Origin of the sequence: Kitasatospora sp. NPDC005751, assembly GCF_040630835.1 — a bacterium.
GTDB lineage: Bacteria > Actinomycetota > Actinomycetes > Streptomycetales > Streptomycetaceae > Kitasatospora.
Genome location: NZ_JBEXYC010000070.1, coordinates 18,643 through 34,126, shown reverse-complemented (window position 1 = coordinate 34,126; position 15,484 = coordinate 18,643). Strand labels below are relative to the sequence as shown.

Here is a 15,484-nt window from a genome sequence, read left to right as displayed (position 1 = left end):
GATCCACCCCGAAGGGCTTCACCGTTCGACTTGCATGTGTTAAGCACGCCGCCAGCGTTCGTCCTGAGCCAGGATCAAACTCTCCGTGAATGTCTGCTCGGCTGTGCTCAATTAAGAGCGCGAGCTGCACTCGCGTCGAGCGGCACGGCAACCACCGGAATAGGGCGGCCCCGCGCACTGCGTCCTCGCTAGTGTTTACTACATAAAGGAATCTCCAACCCCGATCACAAGGATCAAGGCCGGGGATGTCAACATATCTGGCGTTGACTTTTGGCACGCTGTTGAGTTCTCAAGGAACGGACACTTCCTTCGGACCGCCTTCCAGCGGGCCCTCCGGGCGCTTCGTTCTTTCGTGTTTCCAGCTTACCAGACGCTTTCCGCTCCGTTTACCGGTGCTTTTCGCTTCTGAAACCTGCTGTTAACCGTCGACTTGCGGCGACTCGACCAACCATAGCGGGTCGTCGGCCGGAGCGCGAATCGGGGCACGCCGAGCTTCACCCGCTGGGAGGCATGATTTGTTGCTCTCGCGAGCATATACAGCAATGGTCCCGATTCGCCAAGATGCCTGTAGAGTGCGGCGCATCGGCCAAGAGGACTAGACCACTAGCGGTCGGTGAGATGGCCGGCCGGTGAGGGCGGGCAGGGCGTGAGTGTTCGCCCGGGAATGTCAGCAGATGTCCGAAGTTGACATGATTTAGGCTTCAGTCGATGTCCTTGCCGCAGTTCGCGGCCGCTCTCTGTACTGCGCACTTGGGAGGCTCAACCATGACCACTGTGACGTCGCCGCTGACCGGCCGTGTCGTCGGGCTCGCCGGCGTGCCCGACCCGGTCTTCTCCGGCGCGATGGTCGGCCCCGGCACCGCGATCGACCCGGTGCGCCGGCCGACCGAGGCCGTGGCCCCGGTGGACGGTGTCGTCGTCTCCATGCACCCCCACGCGTTCGTCGTCGTGGACGCGGACGGACACGGCGTGCTGACGCACCTCGGCATCGACACCGTGCAGCTCAACGGCGAGGGCTTCGAGCTCCTCGTCAACAAGGGCGACACGGTGACCTGCGGCCAGGCCGTCATCAAGTGGGACCCGGCCGCCGTCGAGGCCGCGGGCAAGTCGCCGATCTCGCCGATCGTCGCTCTGGAGGCCGCCCCCGACTCGCTCGGCGACCTTCGCGAGGACGGGGACGTCGCCGTGGGCGACGCCCTCTTCAGCTGGAGCTGACCTCTTTCTTTACTGCAGACCCGCCCCTCCGGACTCGGTGGGGCGGCCCGGCACACAGCGGTACCCGGCGGGGCCGCTTCTCTCAGCGGAGACAGGTGACATGGAGAAGACGCTGCGCGGCGTGGGTGTCAGCCACGGGGTCGCGATCGGCCAGGTGCGGCACATGGGGACGGCGGTGCTGGAGCCGTCGGCCACCCAGATCCCGACCGCGGACGCCCCCCGTGAGCAGGCCCGCGCCCAGGCTGCCGTCGAGGCGGTGGCCGCGGACCTGATCGCCCGCGGCAACCTGGCCGGCGGCGAGGCGCAGGCCGTGCTGGAGGCCCAGGCGCTGATGGCGCAGGACCCGGAGCTGATGGCCGACGTGGCCCGCCGGATCACCGTCGGCAGCAGCGCCGAGCGCGGCGTCTACGACGCCTTCGCCGCCTACCGCGCGCTGCTCGCCTCCGCCGGGGAGTACCTGGCCGGCCGGGTCGCCGACCTGGACGACGTGCGCAACCGCATCGTGGCTCGGCTGCTGGGCGTGCCGATGCCGGGCGTTCCGGACAGCGACGAGCCGTACGTGCTGTTCGCCCGTGACCTGGCGCCGGCCGACACCGCGCTGCTGGACCCGACCCTGGTGCTCGGCTTCGTGACCGAGGAGGGCGGGCCGACCAGCCACAGCGCCATCCTCGCCCGCGCCCTGGGCGTGCCGGCCGTCGTCGCGCTGCCGGGGGCGACCGATGTCGCCGAGGGCACCGTGGTCGCGGTGGACGGCAGCTCCGGCGACGTGCTGCTGGAGCCGTCGCAGGAGAAGCAGGACGAACTGCGCCGCGCGGCCGCCGAGCGCAAGGCCGCGCTGGCCGCCTCGTCCGGCCCGGGGCAGACCTCGGACGGGCACCGGGTGCCGCTGCTCGCCAACGTCGGCGGTCCCGCGGACCTGCCTGCCGCGCTGGAGGCCGGGGCGGAGGGCGTCGGCCTGTTCCGCACGGAGTTCCTCTTCCTGGACGACTCGGCCAAGGCTCCCAGCGAGGAGAAGCAGGTCGAGGCGTACCGCAAGGTGCTGGAGGCGTTCCCGGAGGGCCGGGTCGTGGTCCGGGCGCTTGACGCGGGCGCGGACAAGCCGCTGGACTTCCTGACCCCCGCCGACGAGCCCAACCCGGCGCTGGGTGTGCGCGGTCTGCGGACCCTGCTGGAGCACCCCGAGGTCATGCAGACCCAGCTGCGCGCGCTGGCGAAGGCGGCCGAGGGGCTGCCGGTGCACCTTGAGGTGATGGCCCCGATGGTGGCCGACCGCAAGGACGCCAAGGACTTCGCGGACGCGTGTCGCCAGGCCGGGCTGAGCGCCAAGTACGGGGCGATGGTGGAGATCCCGTCGGCGGCGCTGCGGGCGCGGTCGATCCTCCAGGAGGTGGAGTTCCTCTCGCTGGGGACCAACGACCTCGCGCAGTACACCTTCGCCGCCGACCGCCAGGTGGGTGCGCTGGCGCGGCTGCAGGACCCGTGGCAGCCGGCGCTGCTGGACCTGGTCGCCTTCTCGGCCGAGGCCGCCCGGGCGACCGGCAAGAGCTGTGGCGTCTGCGGCGAGGCTGCCTCCGACCCGCTGCTCGCCGTGGTCCTGACCGGGCTCGGCGTCACCAGCCTCTCCATGGGCGCGGCGTCGATCCCCTATGTGCGGGCCACGCTGGCCAAGTACACGCTGGCGCAGTGCCGCCGGGCGGCCGAGGCCGCCCGGGCCGCGGACAGCGCCGAGGACGCGCGGGCCGCGGCCCAGCAGGTGCTGTCCGGCGAGTGACACCCGGCACGCGGCCGGAGCGAGGACTGCGAAGGGGTGCCCCCACCGTCATGGGGGCACCCCTTCGTGCTGTCCGGGTTCGTGCTGTCCGGGTGCTGTCCGAGGTCAGGCCCGGCGGTCGCGGCGGAGCTGCTCGAAGTAGCGCAGGTGCTCGATGTCGTCGACCGAACCCGGGTTCACTGCCTGCTCCAGCGGGGTGCCGGAGAGCAGGCGCTTCACCGGGACCTCGATCCGCTTGCCGGTGAGGGTGTGCGGCAGGCCGCGGACGGCGATGACCTCGTCGGGGACGTGGCGCGGTGAGAGCTCGGTGCGCAGCGAGGTGCGGATCCGGCCGACCAGGCCGTCGTCGAGGACCGCGCCGGGGGCGAGCACGACGAAGAGCGGCATCCAGTAGCCGCCGTCGGGCTCCTCCAGGCCGATGACCAGGGACTCGGCGATCTCGGGGAGGCGCTCGACGACCTCGTAGATGTCGGAGGAGCCCATCCGGACGCCCTGGCGGTTGAGCGTCGAGTCGGAGCGGCCGTGGATGACCACGGTGCCGCGGGAGGTGACGGTGATCCAGTCGCCGTGGCGCCAGATGCCGGGGTACATCTCGAAGTAGCTGTCGTGGTAGCGGGCGCCGTCGGGGTCGTTCCAGAAGCCGGTGGGCATGGACGGGATCGGCTTGGTGACGACGAGTTCGCCGACCGCGTCGGTGAGCGGGCGGCCGTGGACGTCCCAGGACTCGACGGCGGCGCCGAGGCAGGGGGCCTGGATCTCACCGAGGTACACCGGCAGGGTCGGGACGCCGCCGACGAAGCAGGAGCAGACGTCGGTGCCGCCGCTGACGGAGGCGAGCCAGACGTCCTGCTTGACCTCGTCGTAGATCCAGCGGAAGCCGTCGGGCGGGAGCGGGGATCCGGTGGTGCCGATGCAGCGGACGGCGGAGAGGTCGAGGTCGCGGCCGGGGTGCAGCTCGGCCTTGCGGCTGGCGATGACGTAGGCCGCGGAGGTGCCGAGGACGGTGGCGCCGGTCCGGGCGGCGACGGACCAGAGGGCACCGGTGTCCGGGTGCCCGGGGCTGCCGTCGTAGGTGACGATCGTGGACCCGGTGAGCAGGCCGGCGAGGAGGAAGTTCCACATCATCCAGCCGGTGGAGGTGTACCAGAGGAAGCGGTCCTCGGGGCCGAGGTCCAGGTGGAGCCCGGCCTGCTTGAGGTGCTCCAGCAGGATGCCGCCCTGGCTCTGGACGATGGCCTTGGGCAGGCCGGTGGTCCCGGAGGAGTAGAGGACCCAGAGCGGGTGGTCGAAGGGGACGGCCTCGAAGACCGGCTCGACGTCGTCGGCGACCAGGTCGTCCCAGTGCAGGGCGCCGTCGGGGGCGGGCGCGCCGAGCAGCGGGACGTGGACGACGGTGCGCAGGCTGGGGAGCTCGCGGCGGAGTTCGGCGACGACCTCGGCGCGGTCGTGGTCCTTGCCGCCGTAGTGGTAGCCGTCGACGGCGAAGAGGACGGCGGGCTCGATCTGCTGGAGGCGGTCGAGGACGCTGCGGGCGCCGAAGTCGGGGGCGCAGCTGGTCCAGACCGCGCCGACGGCGGCGCTGGCGAGGAGGGCGACGGCGGCCTGCGGGATGTTGGGCAGGTAGGCGCTGACGCGGTCGCCGGGGCCGATGCCGCGGGCCCGGAGGGCGGCGGCGAGCGAGCCGACCTGGCGGCGGAGCTCGGACCAGGTGAGGACGGTCGGCTGCTCGGTGGTCTCGTCCAGGTGGAGGATCGCCGGCTTGTCGGCGTTGGCCTCGTCGTCGGCGGCGCGCAGGGCGTGCTCGGCGTAGTTGAGGCGGGCGCCGGGGAACCAGCGGGCGCCGGGCATGGCGGCTTCGGCGAGGACGGCTTCGGGGGCCTCGGTGAAGCGGACGCCGAACCACTGGGTGACGGCCGTCCAGAAGCGGTCGAGGTCCTCGGTGGACCAGCTGTGCAGGTCGGCGTAGCGCCGGGCGGCCTGCTCGTCGCTGTCGACGGGGGCCAGCGGGGCGGCCGGTGCGCCGTGGTGTTCGGCGGCCCAGGCCTGGAAGGCCACGAGGCCGGTGGCTGCGGCGCGAGCGGGGTTGGGGCGCCAGAGCGGCTGGTCCTGGGATGGGGTGCTCACGGTGGTGGTCTCCCGGCCGTTGGATGGGACGGGGGTGCTTGTGGCAGGGCCCGTCCGGTTGGGGCTGTCGGAGCAGACCCTGCCATGTGATCGCGCGGTACGCCAGGGTCTGCCGCGGCCGTGCGAGCCTGGTCAGCCCCGTCCCCGGGCACGGTCAGTGGTGGGCGTACTCGCCGTTGAACCAGGCCTGGGAGACCCGGGTGTGGAAGGCGAAGACGAGGGCGGTCGTGGGGTCGGCGAGCTGCCAGCCCTCCGTCTCCTCGGTGGGGACCGAGGGCGGGAGCTCGGCGAGCGGGCGGGCGGGGAGCAGGCCGAAGAGGCAGAGGAAGCCGCCGTGCGTGTCGGAGTCGGTGGCGACCAGGGTGACGTCCCCGGCCTCGGCCAGGATGCCGGTCTCCTCGCGCAGCTCGCGGACGCAGGCCTGCTGCCAGCTCTCCCCGTAGTCGACGTAGCCGCCGGGCAGGGCGAGTTGGCCGTAGCCGGGCTCGATGGTGCGGCGGATGACCACGAGGCCGGGCGCACCGCTCTCCTGGGTGACCGGGAGGAGGGTGACGACGACGGGCAACGGGTTGCGGTAGCTGATCTCGGAGCAGCCGGGGCAGGTGCGGGGCCAGGCCGTGGTGCCGGGCGGGTAGGGCGTGCCGCACCAGTGGCAGTGGGAGTTCGGCCGGTTGCTCGTCCTGCTCACCTCTTGAGTCGTCATGGCCGGATGGTAGTGCGCGTGGGCGCGACCGGTGGCGCCGGTCAGCGGATCTCGTCCTCCCGGGTGGGCCGGAGCAGTGCGGGGTGCAGGAGGTGGGCGTCGCCGGCGTGGTAGGTGCGGGCCCGTGGGCCGCCGCGGGCGCCGCCGCGCTCGGTGGTCGTCCCGGTGCTCTCGACGAAGCCGGGCACCGAGAGCACCTTGCGGTGGAAGTTGCCGGGGTGGAGCTTCTCGTCCCAGACCGCCTCGTAGACGGCGCGCAGCTCGGGGATGGTGAAGTCGTACTGGAGGAAGGCGGTGGCCAGCGGGCTGTACTCGATCTTCGCGCGGGCGCGGTCGAGGCCGTCGGCGACGATCCGGGCGTGGTCGAAGGCGAGCGTCGTGGTGCCGGCGGGGCCGTCGGCCGCGGGTTGGTGGCCGGTGTGCCCGCCGACGCCACCCCCGTGGGTGTCGGCGGGCACACCGGCGGCTGGGGACCGGCCGGTGGACGGCCGGAGGTCGAGCTCGGTGACGGCGTGCCAGGCGGCGGTGGCCGCGTCCGAGCCGGCCTGCGGGTCGGGCAGGTCGGGGGCGAAGGCGAGGTAGGCGACGGAGACCACGTGCATGCGCGGGTCCCGGGTGGGGGCGCCGTACGTCCCGAGCTGTTCGAGGTGGATCCGGCTCAGGGCGGCCTCGGCGTCGGCGGTGCCGACCAGGCCGGTCTCCTCGGCGAGCTCGCGGGCGGCGGCCTCGTCGAGCCCTTCCTCGCCGGCTCGCAGGAAGCCGCCGGGCAGTGCCCAGTACCCCTGGTAGGGCGGCGCGGCGCGCTCGACCAGCAGGACGTGCAGGCTGCCGTGGCGCAGCGTCAGGGCGACGACGTCGACGGTGACGGCGACGGGCGTGTAGGCGCGCGGGTCGTAGGCGGCGAGCCAGTCGTTCTCGTGGGCGGGCGGTCGTTCCACGGTCATGGCGGGCTCCTCTCCGCTGGCGCTTCGTCGGGCCGGTCGGTCGCCGACGGTCGCTGCCGGGCGCGTCGGGTGTGGCGGGCGTGTCGTGCGGTCGGCGGTACCGGGAGGACCGGCGGGCCGCCGTCCTGCCGTCGTTCTCGGGGTGAGCACAACGTAGCGATCCGGGGGCCGGGCGGCAAATGGTTTTCGGGCCGGCCGGGGGCGTCCGGTCTTCTACTCTGTGACCAGGAGCTTTGCCCCCGAGGAGGCCGTCATGCCCGCCCCTGCCCCGCCGGGCTTCGCCGCCGCGCTGGCCGCCGGTCCGCTGGTCCTGGACGGCGGGCTGTCCAACCAGCTGGCGGCGGCCGGGTACGACCTGTCGGACGCGCTGTGGTCGGCCCGGCTGCTGGCGGACGCCCCGGAGGCGGTGGTCGCCGCCCACCGGGCGTACTTCGAGGCCGGGGCGCAGGTCGCGATCACCGCGACCTACCAGGCGAGCTTCGAGGGGTTCGCCCGGCGCGGGCTGGGCCGCGCGGACGCGGAGCGGCTGCTGGCGCTCGGGGTGGAGCTGGCGCGCCGCGCCGCGGCGCCGGTCCGGGCGGACCGGCCGCTGTGGGTCGCCGCGTCGGTGGGGCCGTACGGCGCCGCGCTGGCCGACGGCTCGGAGTACCGGGGCCGGTACGGGCTGACGACCGCCGAGCTGGAGGCGTTCCACCGGCCGCGGCTGGAGGTGCTGGCGGCCGCCGGGCCGGACGTGCTGGCGCTGGAGACGGTGCCCGACGCGGACGAGGCGCGGGCGCTGCTGCGGGCGGTGCGCGGGCTGGGCGTGCCGGCCTGGCTGTCGTTCAGCGTGGCGGGCGACCGGACCAGGGCCGGGCAGCCGCTGGCGGAGGCCTTCGCGCTGGCCGCGGACGCCGACGAGGTGGTCGCGGTGGGGGTGAACTGCTGCACGCCGCAGGACGCCGACCGGGCGGTGGCGACGGCGGCCCGGGTGACCGGCAAGCCGGTGGTGGTCTATCCGAACAGTGGCGAGCGCTGGGACGCCGGGGCCCGTGCCTGGCGCGGTGCGGCGACGTTCGGCGTGCCCGGGGCCGCTCCCGGCGGCGGCCGGGCTGGGGTGGCGGGGTGGCTGGCCGACGGCGCCCGGCTGGTGGGCGGCTGCTGCCGGGTGGGCCCGCGGGAGATCGCGGCGCTGGCCGCCGAGGTGGCGCGCGGGCGGGACTGACCGCGCCGGACGGAGATTACCGAGGGGGAAGGTGCACGGACGGGGCGCGGCCTGGCAGACTCGTCCCGTTACCACTGCGGTCGACATTGTCGACCGCCTGTCAGCGCGGAGGTACCGAATGCCCGGCCCGATCCAGTCGCTCTCCCGGGCCGCCGCGATCATGCGCCTGCTGGCCGGCGGCGAGCGCCGCCTGGGGCTGTCCGAGGTCGCGACGGCCCTGGGCCTCGCCAAGGGCACCGCCCACGGGATCCTGCGCACCCTCCAGCAGGAGGGGTTCGTCGAGCAGGACCCGGAGAGCGGCAAGTACCAGCTGGGCGCGGAGCTGCTGCGGCTGGGCCAGAGCTACCTGGACGTGCACGAGCTGCGCGCCCGGGCCCTGGTCTGGGCGGACGACCTGGCCAGGGCGGCCGGCGAGACCGTCTACCTCGGGGTGCTCCACCAGCAGGGCGTGCTGATCGTGCATCACGTCTTCCGTCCGGACGACACCCGGCAGGTGCTGGAGGTCGGCTCGATGCAGCCGCTGCACAGCACCGCCCTCGGCAAGGTTCTGCTGGCGTACGACCCGGTGGCCCGCGGGGAGCTGGGCGAGGGCCCGCTGGAGGCGTACACCGCACGGACCCTGACCGACCTGGCGGACGTGGACGCCGAGGCGGCGCTGACCCGGGAGCGCGGCTGGACCGACTCGATCGAGGAGACCTGGGAGGGCGTGGCCTCGATCGGCGCGCTGATCCAGGACCGGCGGCGCAACCCGGTCGGCGCGGTCTGCGTCAGCGGCCCGGTGGAGCGGGTCTGCGAGGACGGCTTCGTGCGGCCCTCGCTGGTCGCCTCGGTGCGCAGCGCGGCCCGGGCGATCTCCCGGGACCTGGGCGCCGGACGGTTCTGACCCCGGCGCCGGCGGCCGCGGCCGCGGACATCTGACGTTCACGCTGAGGCGCGGACAGGCGGGATGCCTGTCCGCGCCTTAGCGTTTTGTCCATATTTGACGTGAGTCGATTGGTAACTTCGAGTGAAGGGTCACAGCTGCGTAACCCGGCCTTGACGTGAAGGCGGCCTGGGGAGGAAGCTTCCGCATGACGGTCGACATTGTCGAACGATGGCCGAGCAGATCACTCCCACAATGCGCTCACCCGCACAGCGATCGCTCAGCCACCTGCCCCCACCCGCACCTCCGGGCCATATGGACAAGGGAGTCTTTGTGTCCGCGTTCTCCAACGGCGACATCTTCGTCGGCGAAACCCTCGGCACCGCCGCGCTGATACTTCTCGGCGGCGGCGTCTGTGCCGCCGTGACGCTCAAGAAGTCGAAGGCCCTCAACGCCGGCTGGCTGGCGATCACCTTCGGCTGGGGCTTCGCGGTGATGATCGCCGCCTACATGTCGGCCCCCAAGTCGGGCGCGCACCTGAACCCGGCCGTCACCCTGGCCCTCGCCGTCGACAGCGGCGACTGGAGCAAGGTGCCGGTCTACCTCGGCTCCCAGCTGCTCGGCGCGATGATCGGCGCCGTCCTCGTCTGGGTCACCTACCTCGGCCAGTTCCAGGCCAACAAGGAGGCGACCCTGGGCATCTTCTCGACCGGTCCCGAGATCCGGAACCCGGTCCAGAACCTGCTCACCGAGATCATCGGCACCATGGTCCTCTGCCTGGGCATCCTCACCCAGGGCCTGAACAAGGGCCTCGGCCTCTCCGGCACCGGCATCCTGATCGTCGCCCTCACCGTCGTCGGCATCGGCCTCTCGCTCGGCGGCCCGACCGGCTACGCGATCAACCCGGTCCGCGACCTGGGCCCGCGCATCGTGCACTCGCTCCTGCCGATCCCGAACAAGGGCGGCTCCGACTGGTCCTACGCCTGGATCCCGGTGGCCGGCCCGGTCATCGGCGGCCTGCTGGCCGGCGGCCTGTACCACGTCGCCTTCTGACGCTCCTCGGGTTTCCACCCCACCCGAGCACGGGGACTGACCCGAGAGTCGGACCCACCCACCCCGCAACCCCCTTCTTGAGCCGAGGACCCTCATGACCTCCATTGGCACCGGTAACTACATCGCCGCGATCGACCAGGGCACCACCTCCAGCCGCTGCATCATCTTCGGCGAGGACGGCCGGATCGTCGCCGTCGACCAGCAGGAGCACCGGCAGATCTTCCCCCAGCCCGGCTACGTCGAGCACGACGCCGCCGAGATCTGGACCCGGGTGCAGTCGGTGGTCCGCGGCGCGCTGGAGAAGGCCGGTCTGACCAAGGACGACATCCGCGCGATCGGCATCACCAACCAGCGCGAGACCACCGTCCTGTGGGACAAGAACACCGGCGAGCCGGTGCACAACGCGCTGGTGTGGCAGGACACCCGCACCGAGGGCCTCTGCCGCGAGCTGGGCCGCAACGTCGGCCAGGACCGCTTCCGCCGCGAGACCGGCCTCCCGCTGGCCAGCTACTTCGCCGGCCCGAAGATCCGCTGGCTGCTGGACAACGTCGAGGGCCTGCGCGAGCGCGCCGAGGCCGGCGACATCCTGTTCGGCACCATGGACACCTGGGTGATCTGGAACCTCACCGGTGGTGTCAACGGCGGCAAGCACGTCACCGACGTCACCAACGCCAGCCGCACCATGCTGATGAACCTGCGCTCGCTGGAGTGGGACGACAAGATCGCCGAGTCGATGGGCGTGCCGATGGCCGTCCTGCCGGAGATCCGCTCCTCCGCCGAGGTCTACGGCGAGGCCGTCGGCGACCTGGCCGGCGTGCCGGTCGCCTCCGCCCTCGGCGACCAGCAGGCCGCGCTGTTCGGCCAGACCTGCTTCGACAAGGGCGAGGCCAAGTCGACCTACGGCACCGGGACCTTCCTGCTGCTGAACACCGGCGAGGAGGTCGTCAACTCGTACCACGGGCTGCTGACCACCGTCGGCTACCGGATCGGCGACCAGAAGCCGGTGTACGCGCTGGAGGGCTCGATCGCCGTCACCGGCTCGCTCGTCCAGTGGCTGCGCGACCAGCTCGGCATCATCTCCACCGCCGCCGAGATCGAGACCCTCGCCAACACCGTCGAGGACAACGGCGGCGCCTACTTCGTCCCGGCCTTCTCCGGCCTGTTCGCCCCGTACTGGCGCTCCGACGCCCGCGGTGTGATCGCCGGTCTGACCCGGTACGTCACCAAGGGCCACCTGGCCCGGGCCGTGCTGGAGGCCACCGCCTGGCAGACCCGCGAGGTCGTCGACGCCATGCAGAAGGACTCCGGCGTCGAGCTCACCGCCCTCAAGGTCGACGGCGGCATGACCAGCAACAACCTGCTCATGCAGAACATCGCCGACGTGCTGGACGCTCCGGTCGAGCGCCCGTACGTGGCCGAGACCACCGCGCTGGGCGCCGCCTACGCGGCCGGCCTGGCGGTCGGCTTCTGGAGCGACCTGGACACCCTGCGGGCCAACTGGCACCGCGCCGCCGAGTGGACCCCGCGCATGGACGAGGCCACCCGGGAGCGCGAGTACAAGAAGTGGCTCAAGGCCGTGGAGCGCACCATGGGCTGGGTGGAGGAGGACGAGCAGATCTGACCGCGGACGCCGGTCGGGGCCCCCGGGCCCCGGCCGGCCCGCTCCCGTTTCACCGGCCCGCCGCACCGGGCCGAACCGGCCTCTCAGCAGGGGCCGCACCGCACACCGAGAGGAGTAACGGCGCCGCCCGACCCGCGCCGCCGTACACACACCATGGCTACCATCCCGACCCTGGGCGCCGAGCGCTTCGCCGGCCGCACCGCCTCCCGCGCCGAGACCCGCGAGCTGCTGGGCAAGGCCACCTACGACCTGCTGGTGATCGGGGGCGGCATCCTCGGCACGGCCGTCGCCTGGACCGCGTCCCAGGCGGGCCTGAAGGTCGCCATGGTCGATGCCGGCGACTTCGCCGGGGCCACCTCCAGTGCCTCCTCGAAGCTCGTGCACGGCGGTCTGCGCTACCTGCAGACCGGGGCGGTCAAGCTGGTCGCCGAGAACCACAAGGAGCGCCGCGCGCTCGCCACCGACGTGGCCCCGCACCTGGTCAACCCGCTGACCTTCTTCGTGCCGGTCTACAAGGGCGGCCCGCACAGCGCGCCCAAGCTCGGCGCCGGTGTGTTCCTCTACTCGGCGCTCTCCGCCTTCCGCGACGGCATGGGCCGGGTCTCCACCGCCGCGCACGCCGCCCAGCAGGTGCCCGCGCTGCGCACCGAGGGCCTGCGCTCGGTGGCCGTCTACGGCGACCACCAGATGAACGACTCGCGCGTCGCCGTGATGACGGTGCGCGCCGCCGTCGACGCCGGCGCCGTGGTGCTCAACCACGCCGAGGTCACCGGCCTGCGCTTCACCGGCGGCCGGGTCACCGGCGCCGACCTCAAGGACCGCCTGGACGGCACCGAGTTCGGCGTGAACGCCCGCCTGGTGCTCAACGCCACCGGCCCGTGGGTCGACCACCTGCGCACCATGGAGGACGCCGGCGCCGCGCCGTCGATCCGCCTCTCCAAGGGCGCCCACGTCGTGGTCAAGCGCCGTGCCCCGTGGCGCGCCGCGCTGACCATCCCGATCGACAAGTACCGCGTCTCCTTCGCCATCCCGTGGGAGGACCACGTCCTGCTCGGCACCACCGACGAGGAGTACACCGGCGACCCGCAGGACGTCCGGGCCACCGAGGCGGACATCGACCAGATCATGGGCGAGGCCGCGCACGCCATCCGTGACGAGCACATCGACCGCGACCTGATCACCTACGCCTTCGCCGGCCTGCGGGTGCTGCCCGGCGGCCCCGGCGACACCGCCGCCGCCAAGCGCGAGACGGTCGTCACCGAGGGCCGGGGCGGCATGCTGTCGGTCGCCGGCGGCAAGTGGACCACCTACCGGCACATCGGCCGGACCGTGCTGGAGAAGCTGGCCCACGTGCCCGGCACCACGCTCGGCGAGGACATGTCGACCATCGCCCGGACCGTCCCGCTGCCCGGCGTCGGCGCGCCGAACGCCGTCGCGCACCGCCTGCTGATCGACCGTGAACCCGGCTCCCGGATGGAGCCGCTGGTCGCCAAGCACCTGGCCAGCCACTACGGCACGCTCTCCTTCGAGATCGCCCGCATGATCGACGAGAACCCGGAGCTCGGCCGGCCGATCCACGAGGACGGCCCGGACGTCTGGGCCCAGGTCGCCTACGCCGCCGACAGCGAGTGGGCGTACACCACGGACGACGTGCTGCGCCGCCGCACCACGATGACCGTCCGCGGCCTGGACACGCCGGAGATCCGCTCCGAGGTCGACGCCTTCCTGGCGAAGCGCGCCAAGTGACCGCGTGGCCGAGTGAGGGCGGTCCCGTGAAGCGCTCGGCCCCGTAGGGCCGGCGCACAGGACTCGAAGGGCGGGCACCCCGGGCTGGGGGTGCCCGCCCTTCGGCATGTCCGCACGGCCGGGCTCACGGGCTCCTGCGGGTCGGCTGCCAGGGCGGTCCCCAGGACCCGCTCGGCTGCCCGCCGGGCCGCGGTCGGGCCGTGCGACCCGCCGTCGGGCAACGCCGGAGGGCGGTACCCGTGGAGACGGGTACCGCCCTCCGGGGCGCGGGGGCGCGGGGGCGCGGGGGCGCGGTCAGATGATCAGGCTGAGCGGCATGATCAGGGCGATGGCGACGACCGAGATCACGGTCTCCATCACCGACCAGGACTTGAGGGTCTGGCCGACGCTCATCCCGAAGTACTCCTTCACCAGCCAGAAGCCGGCATCGTTGACGTGCGAGAAGAACAGCGAACCGGCGCCGATGGCCAGCACCAGCAGCGCCGCGTGGGTCGCGGACATGTCGGCGGCGAGCGGGGCGAGGATGCCCGCGGCGGTGATCGTGGCGACTGTGGCGGAGCCGGTGGCCAGGCGGATCAGCACGGCGATCAGCCAGCCGAGCAGCAGCGCCGAGATGTGCCACTTGGCGGACCACTCGCTGACCGCGTTGCCCACCCCGACGTCGATCAGGGTCTGCTTGAAGCCACCGCCCGCGCCGACGATGAAGACGATGCCCGCGATCGGGCCGAGCGACTTCCCGACGGTGTCGGAGATCCGGTCCTTGGTGAAGCCGGCCGCCCGGCCGAGCGTCACCATGCCGAGCAGGGTCGCGGCGAGCAGGGCGATCAGCGGCGAGCCGATGAAGTCGAAGATCCGCTGCGGCATCGCCTTCGGGTCGTCGACGACGACGTCGACCAGGGCCTTGCCGAGCATCAGGGCGACCGGCAGCAGGATGGTGGCGAGGACCGCGCCGAAGCCCGGGGTGTGCGCGGGCTTCTCCGTCTCCTCGGGCGCGGTGGCCTGCGGGATCTCCAGCGGGCCGACCCAGCGCTCGGCGAGCCGGGCGAACAGCGGGCCGGCGACGACCAGCGTCGGCACGGCGATCAGCAGGCCGAGGGCCAGGGTGATGCCGAGGTCGGCCTTCAGCGCGTCGACGGCCACCAGCGGACCGGGGTGCGGCGGGACGAGGCCGTGCAGCACCGAGAGCCCGGCCAGCGCGGGGATGCCGATCCGCATCAGCGGGACGTTGCCGCGGCGGGCCACCAGCAGCACGATCGGGATCAGCAGGACGACCCCGACCTCGAAGAACAGCGGCAGGCCGAGGACGGCCGCGATCAGCGCCATCGCCCAGGGCAGCGCCCTGGGCCCGGAGCGGGCGAGCACGGTGTCGGCGATGATGTTCGCCCCGCCGGAGTCGGCGAGCAGTCTGCCGAGCATCGCGCCGAGCCCGATCAGCAGGCCGACGCCCGCGACGGTCGCGCCGAACCCCGTGGAGAAGCTGCCCAGCAGCTTGTCGAAGGGGGCGCCCGCGACGGCGGCCAGCAGGCCCGAGCCGAGTGTGAGGGCGAGGAACGGGTGGAGCTTCAGCCGGGTGATCAGCACCACGATGGCGCCGATGCTGAGCAGGACCGCGATCAGCAGCTGGGCGTCGCTGTCGGTGTGCGGCAGGGCCGGTGGGGCGGCCGCCGCGAGCAGGGTGGGGGTCACGCGAGGTCTCCATTGACGGGCCGCAGCAGTGCCACGGCCATCTCGACGAGTTCTTCGGGGGTCGGGCCGACGTCCAGGACCGCACCGCGCTCGTCCGCCCCGAGGGGCTCCAGGGCGGCGTACTGCGAGTCGAGCAGCGACGGCGGCATGAAGTGTCCGGTGCGGTGGGCGAGCCGGTCCCCGACCAGCTCGTGCCCCCCGCTGAGGTGCAGGAAGAAGGCGCCCGGGCAGGCCGCGCGCAGGGTGTCGCGGTAGCGGTGCTTCAGCGCCGAGCAGGTGACCACGCCGCCGGTGCCGGCCTCGGCCCGCTCCCCCAGCCAGCCGCCGAGGGCGCGCAGCCAGGGCGCGCGGTCCGCGTCGTCCAGCGGAATGCCGGCCGACATCTTGGCGATGTTGGCGGGCGGGTGGAAGTCGTCCGCCTCGGCGTAGGGGAGGTCGAGGCGGTCGGCCAGCAGGCGGGCCACGGTGGTCTTGCCGACACCGGAGACGCCCATCACCACGAGGGTGAGGGGCGACGCGGGGGTGTCGTGGTTCTCGACGCTGAGAGCCATGGGT

At 72.9% G+C, this 15,484-nt stretch carries 12 protein-coding genes and 1 rRNA gene; 7 read left to right on the top strand and 6 right to left on the bottom strand.

Features of this window, described 5'->3' with window-relative positions:
- A 16S ribosomal RNA gene (locus tag ABZ497_RS33035) occupies positions 1–90 on the bottom strand; the annotation flags it as partial.
- Positions 91–765: 675 nt separating this feature from the next.
- Between ABZ497_RS33035 and ABZ497_RS33030 the strand changes: the two genes are divergently transcribed.
- Both ABZ497_RS33030 and ptsP read left to right on the top strand, forming a co-directional pair.
- A complete protein-coding gene (locus ABZ497_RS33030; protein ID WP_329490869.1) occupies positions 766–1,215 on the top strand; it encodes a PTS glucose transporter subunit IIA in 450 nt (149 codons plus the stop codon).
- 100 nt (positions 1,216–1,315) lie between these two features.
- On the top strand, positions 1,316–2,986 hold the full coding sequence (gene ptsP / locus ABZ497_RS33025; RefSeq protein ID WP_359810844.1) for a phosphoenolpyruvate--protein phosphotransferase: 1,671 nt from the start codon (positions 1,316–1,318) through the stop codon (positions 2,984–2,986).
- Positions 2,987–3,091: 105 nt separating this feature from the next.
- Here ptsP and ABZ497_RS33020 read toward each other — a convergent pair whose 3' ends face one another.
- The 3 genes from ABZ497_RS33020 to ABZ497_RS33010 form a co-directional block, all read right to left on the bottom strand.
- Positions 3,092–5,110 carry an acetoacetate--CoA ligase gene (locus ABZ497_RS33020; RefSeq protein ID WP_329490866.1) on the bottom strand — a complete coding sequence of 673 codons (2,019 nt, stop codon included), beginning with the start codon at positions 5,108–5,110 and terminating at the stop codon, positions 3,092–3,094.
- A 154-nt stretch (positions 5,111–5,264) separates the two neighbouring features.
- The gene (locus ABZ497_RS33015) at positions 5,265–5,813 is read right to left on the bottom strand and encodes an NUDIX domain-containing protein (protein ID WP_329490865.1); all 549 of its coding nucleotides are present in this window, start codon (positions 5,811–5,813) and stop codon (positions 5,265–5,267) included.
- Positions 5,814–5,854: 41 nt separating this feature from the next.
- Positions 5,855–6,757: an NUDIX domain-containing protein gene (locus ABZ497_RS33010; protein WP_359810840.1), complete on the bottom strand. Its 903-nt coding sequence runs from the start codon at positions 6,755–6,757 to the stop codon at positions 5,855–5,857.
- A gap of 253 nt (positions 6,758–7,010) precedes the next feature.
- Here ABZ497_RS33010 and mmuM point away from each other — a divergent pair, with 253 nt between their 5' ends.
- The 5 genes from mmuM to ABZ497_RS32985 all read left to right on the top strand — a co-directional run bounded on the left by mmuM (position 7,011) and on the right by ABZ497_RS32985 (position 13,243).
- Positions 7,011–7,961 carry a homocysteine S-methyltransferase gene (gene mmuM, locus ABZ497_RS33005; protein ID WP_359810838.1) on the top strand — a complete coding sequence of 317 codons (951 nt, stop codon included), beginning with the start codon at positions 7,011–7,013 and terminating at the stop codon, positions 7,959–7,961.
- 118 nt (positions 7,962–8,079) lie between these two features.
- On the top strand, positions 8,080–8,844 hold the full coding sequence (locus ABZ497_RS33000; protein WP_352295079.1) for an IclR family transcriptional regulator: 765 nt from the start codon (positions 8,080–8,082) through the stop codon (positions 8,842–8,844).
- A 312-nt stretch (positions 8,845–9,156) separates the two neighbouring features.
- On the top strand, positions 9,157–9,876 hold the full coding sequence (locus ABZ497_RS32995) for an MIP/aquaporin family protein (RefSeq protein ID WP_329490861.1): 720 nt from the start codon (positions 9,157–9,159) through the stop codon (positions 9,874–9,876).
- Between the two features lie 94 nt (positions 9,877–9,970).
- Positions 9,971–11,497, top strand: coding sequence for a glycerol kinase GlpK (gene glpK / locus ABZ497_RS32990; protein WP_329490860.1), 1,527 nt, complete (start codon positions 9,971–9,973; stop codon positions 11,495–11,497).
- A 153-nt stretch (positions 11,498–11,650) separates the two neighbouring features.
- Positions 11,651–13,243, top strand: coding sequence for a glycerol-3-phosphate dehydrogenase/oxidase (locus ABZ497_RS32985; RefSeq protein WP_329490859.1), 1,593 nt, complete (start codon positions 11,651–11,653; stop codon positions 13,241–13,243).
- A 294-nt stretch (positions 13,244–13,537) separates the two neighbouring features.
- Here the strand turns inward: ABZ497_RS32985 and ABZ497_RS32980 are convergent, their stop codons facing one another.
- Positions 13,538–14,929, bottom strand: a complete 1,392-nt coding sequence (locus ABZ497_RS32980) for a gluconate:H+ symporter (protein ID WP_359810833.1) — start codon at positions 14,927–14,929, stop codon at positions 13,538–13,540.
- A complete protein-coding gene (locus ABZ497_RS32975; protein WP_329490857.1) occupies positions 14,926–15,480 on the bottom strand; it encodes a gluconokinase in 555 nt (184 codons plus the stop codon). The genes ABZ497_RS32980 and ABZ497_RS32975 overlap by 4 nt, the downstream gene beginning before the upstream one ends.
- Positions 15,481–15,484 lie beyond the last annotated feature (4 nt).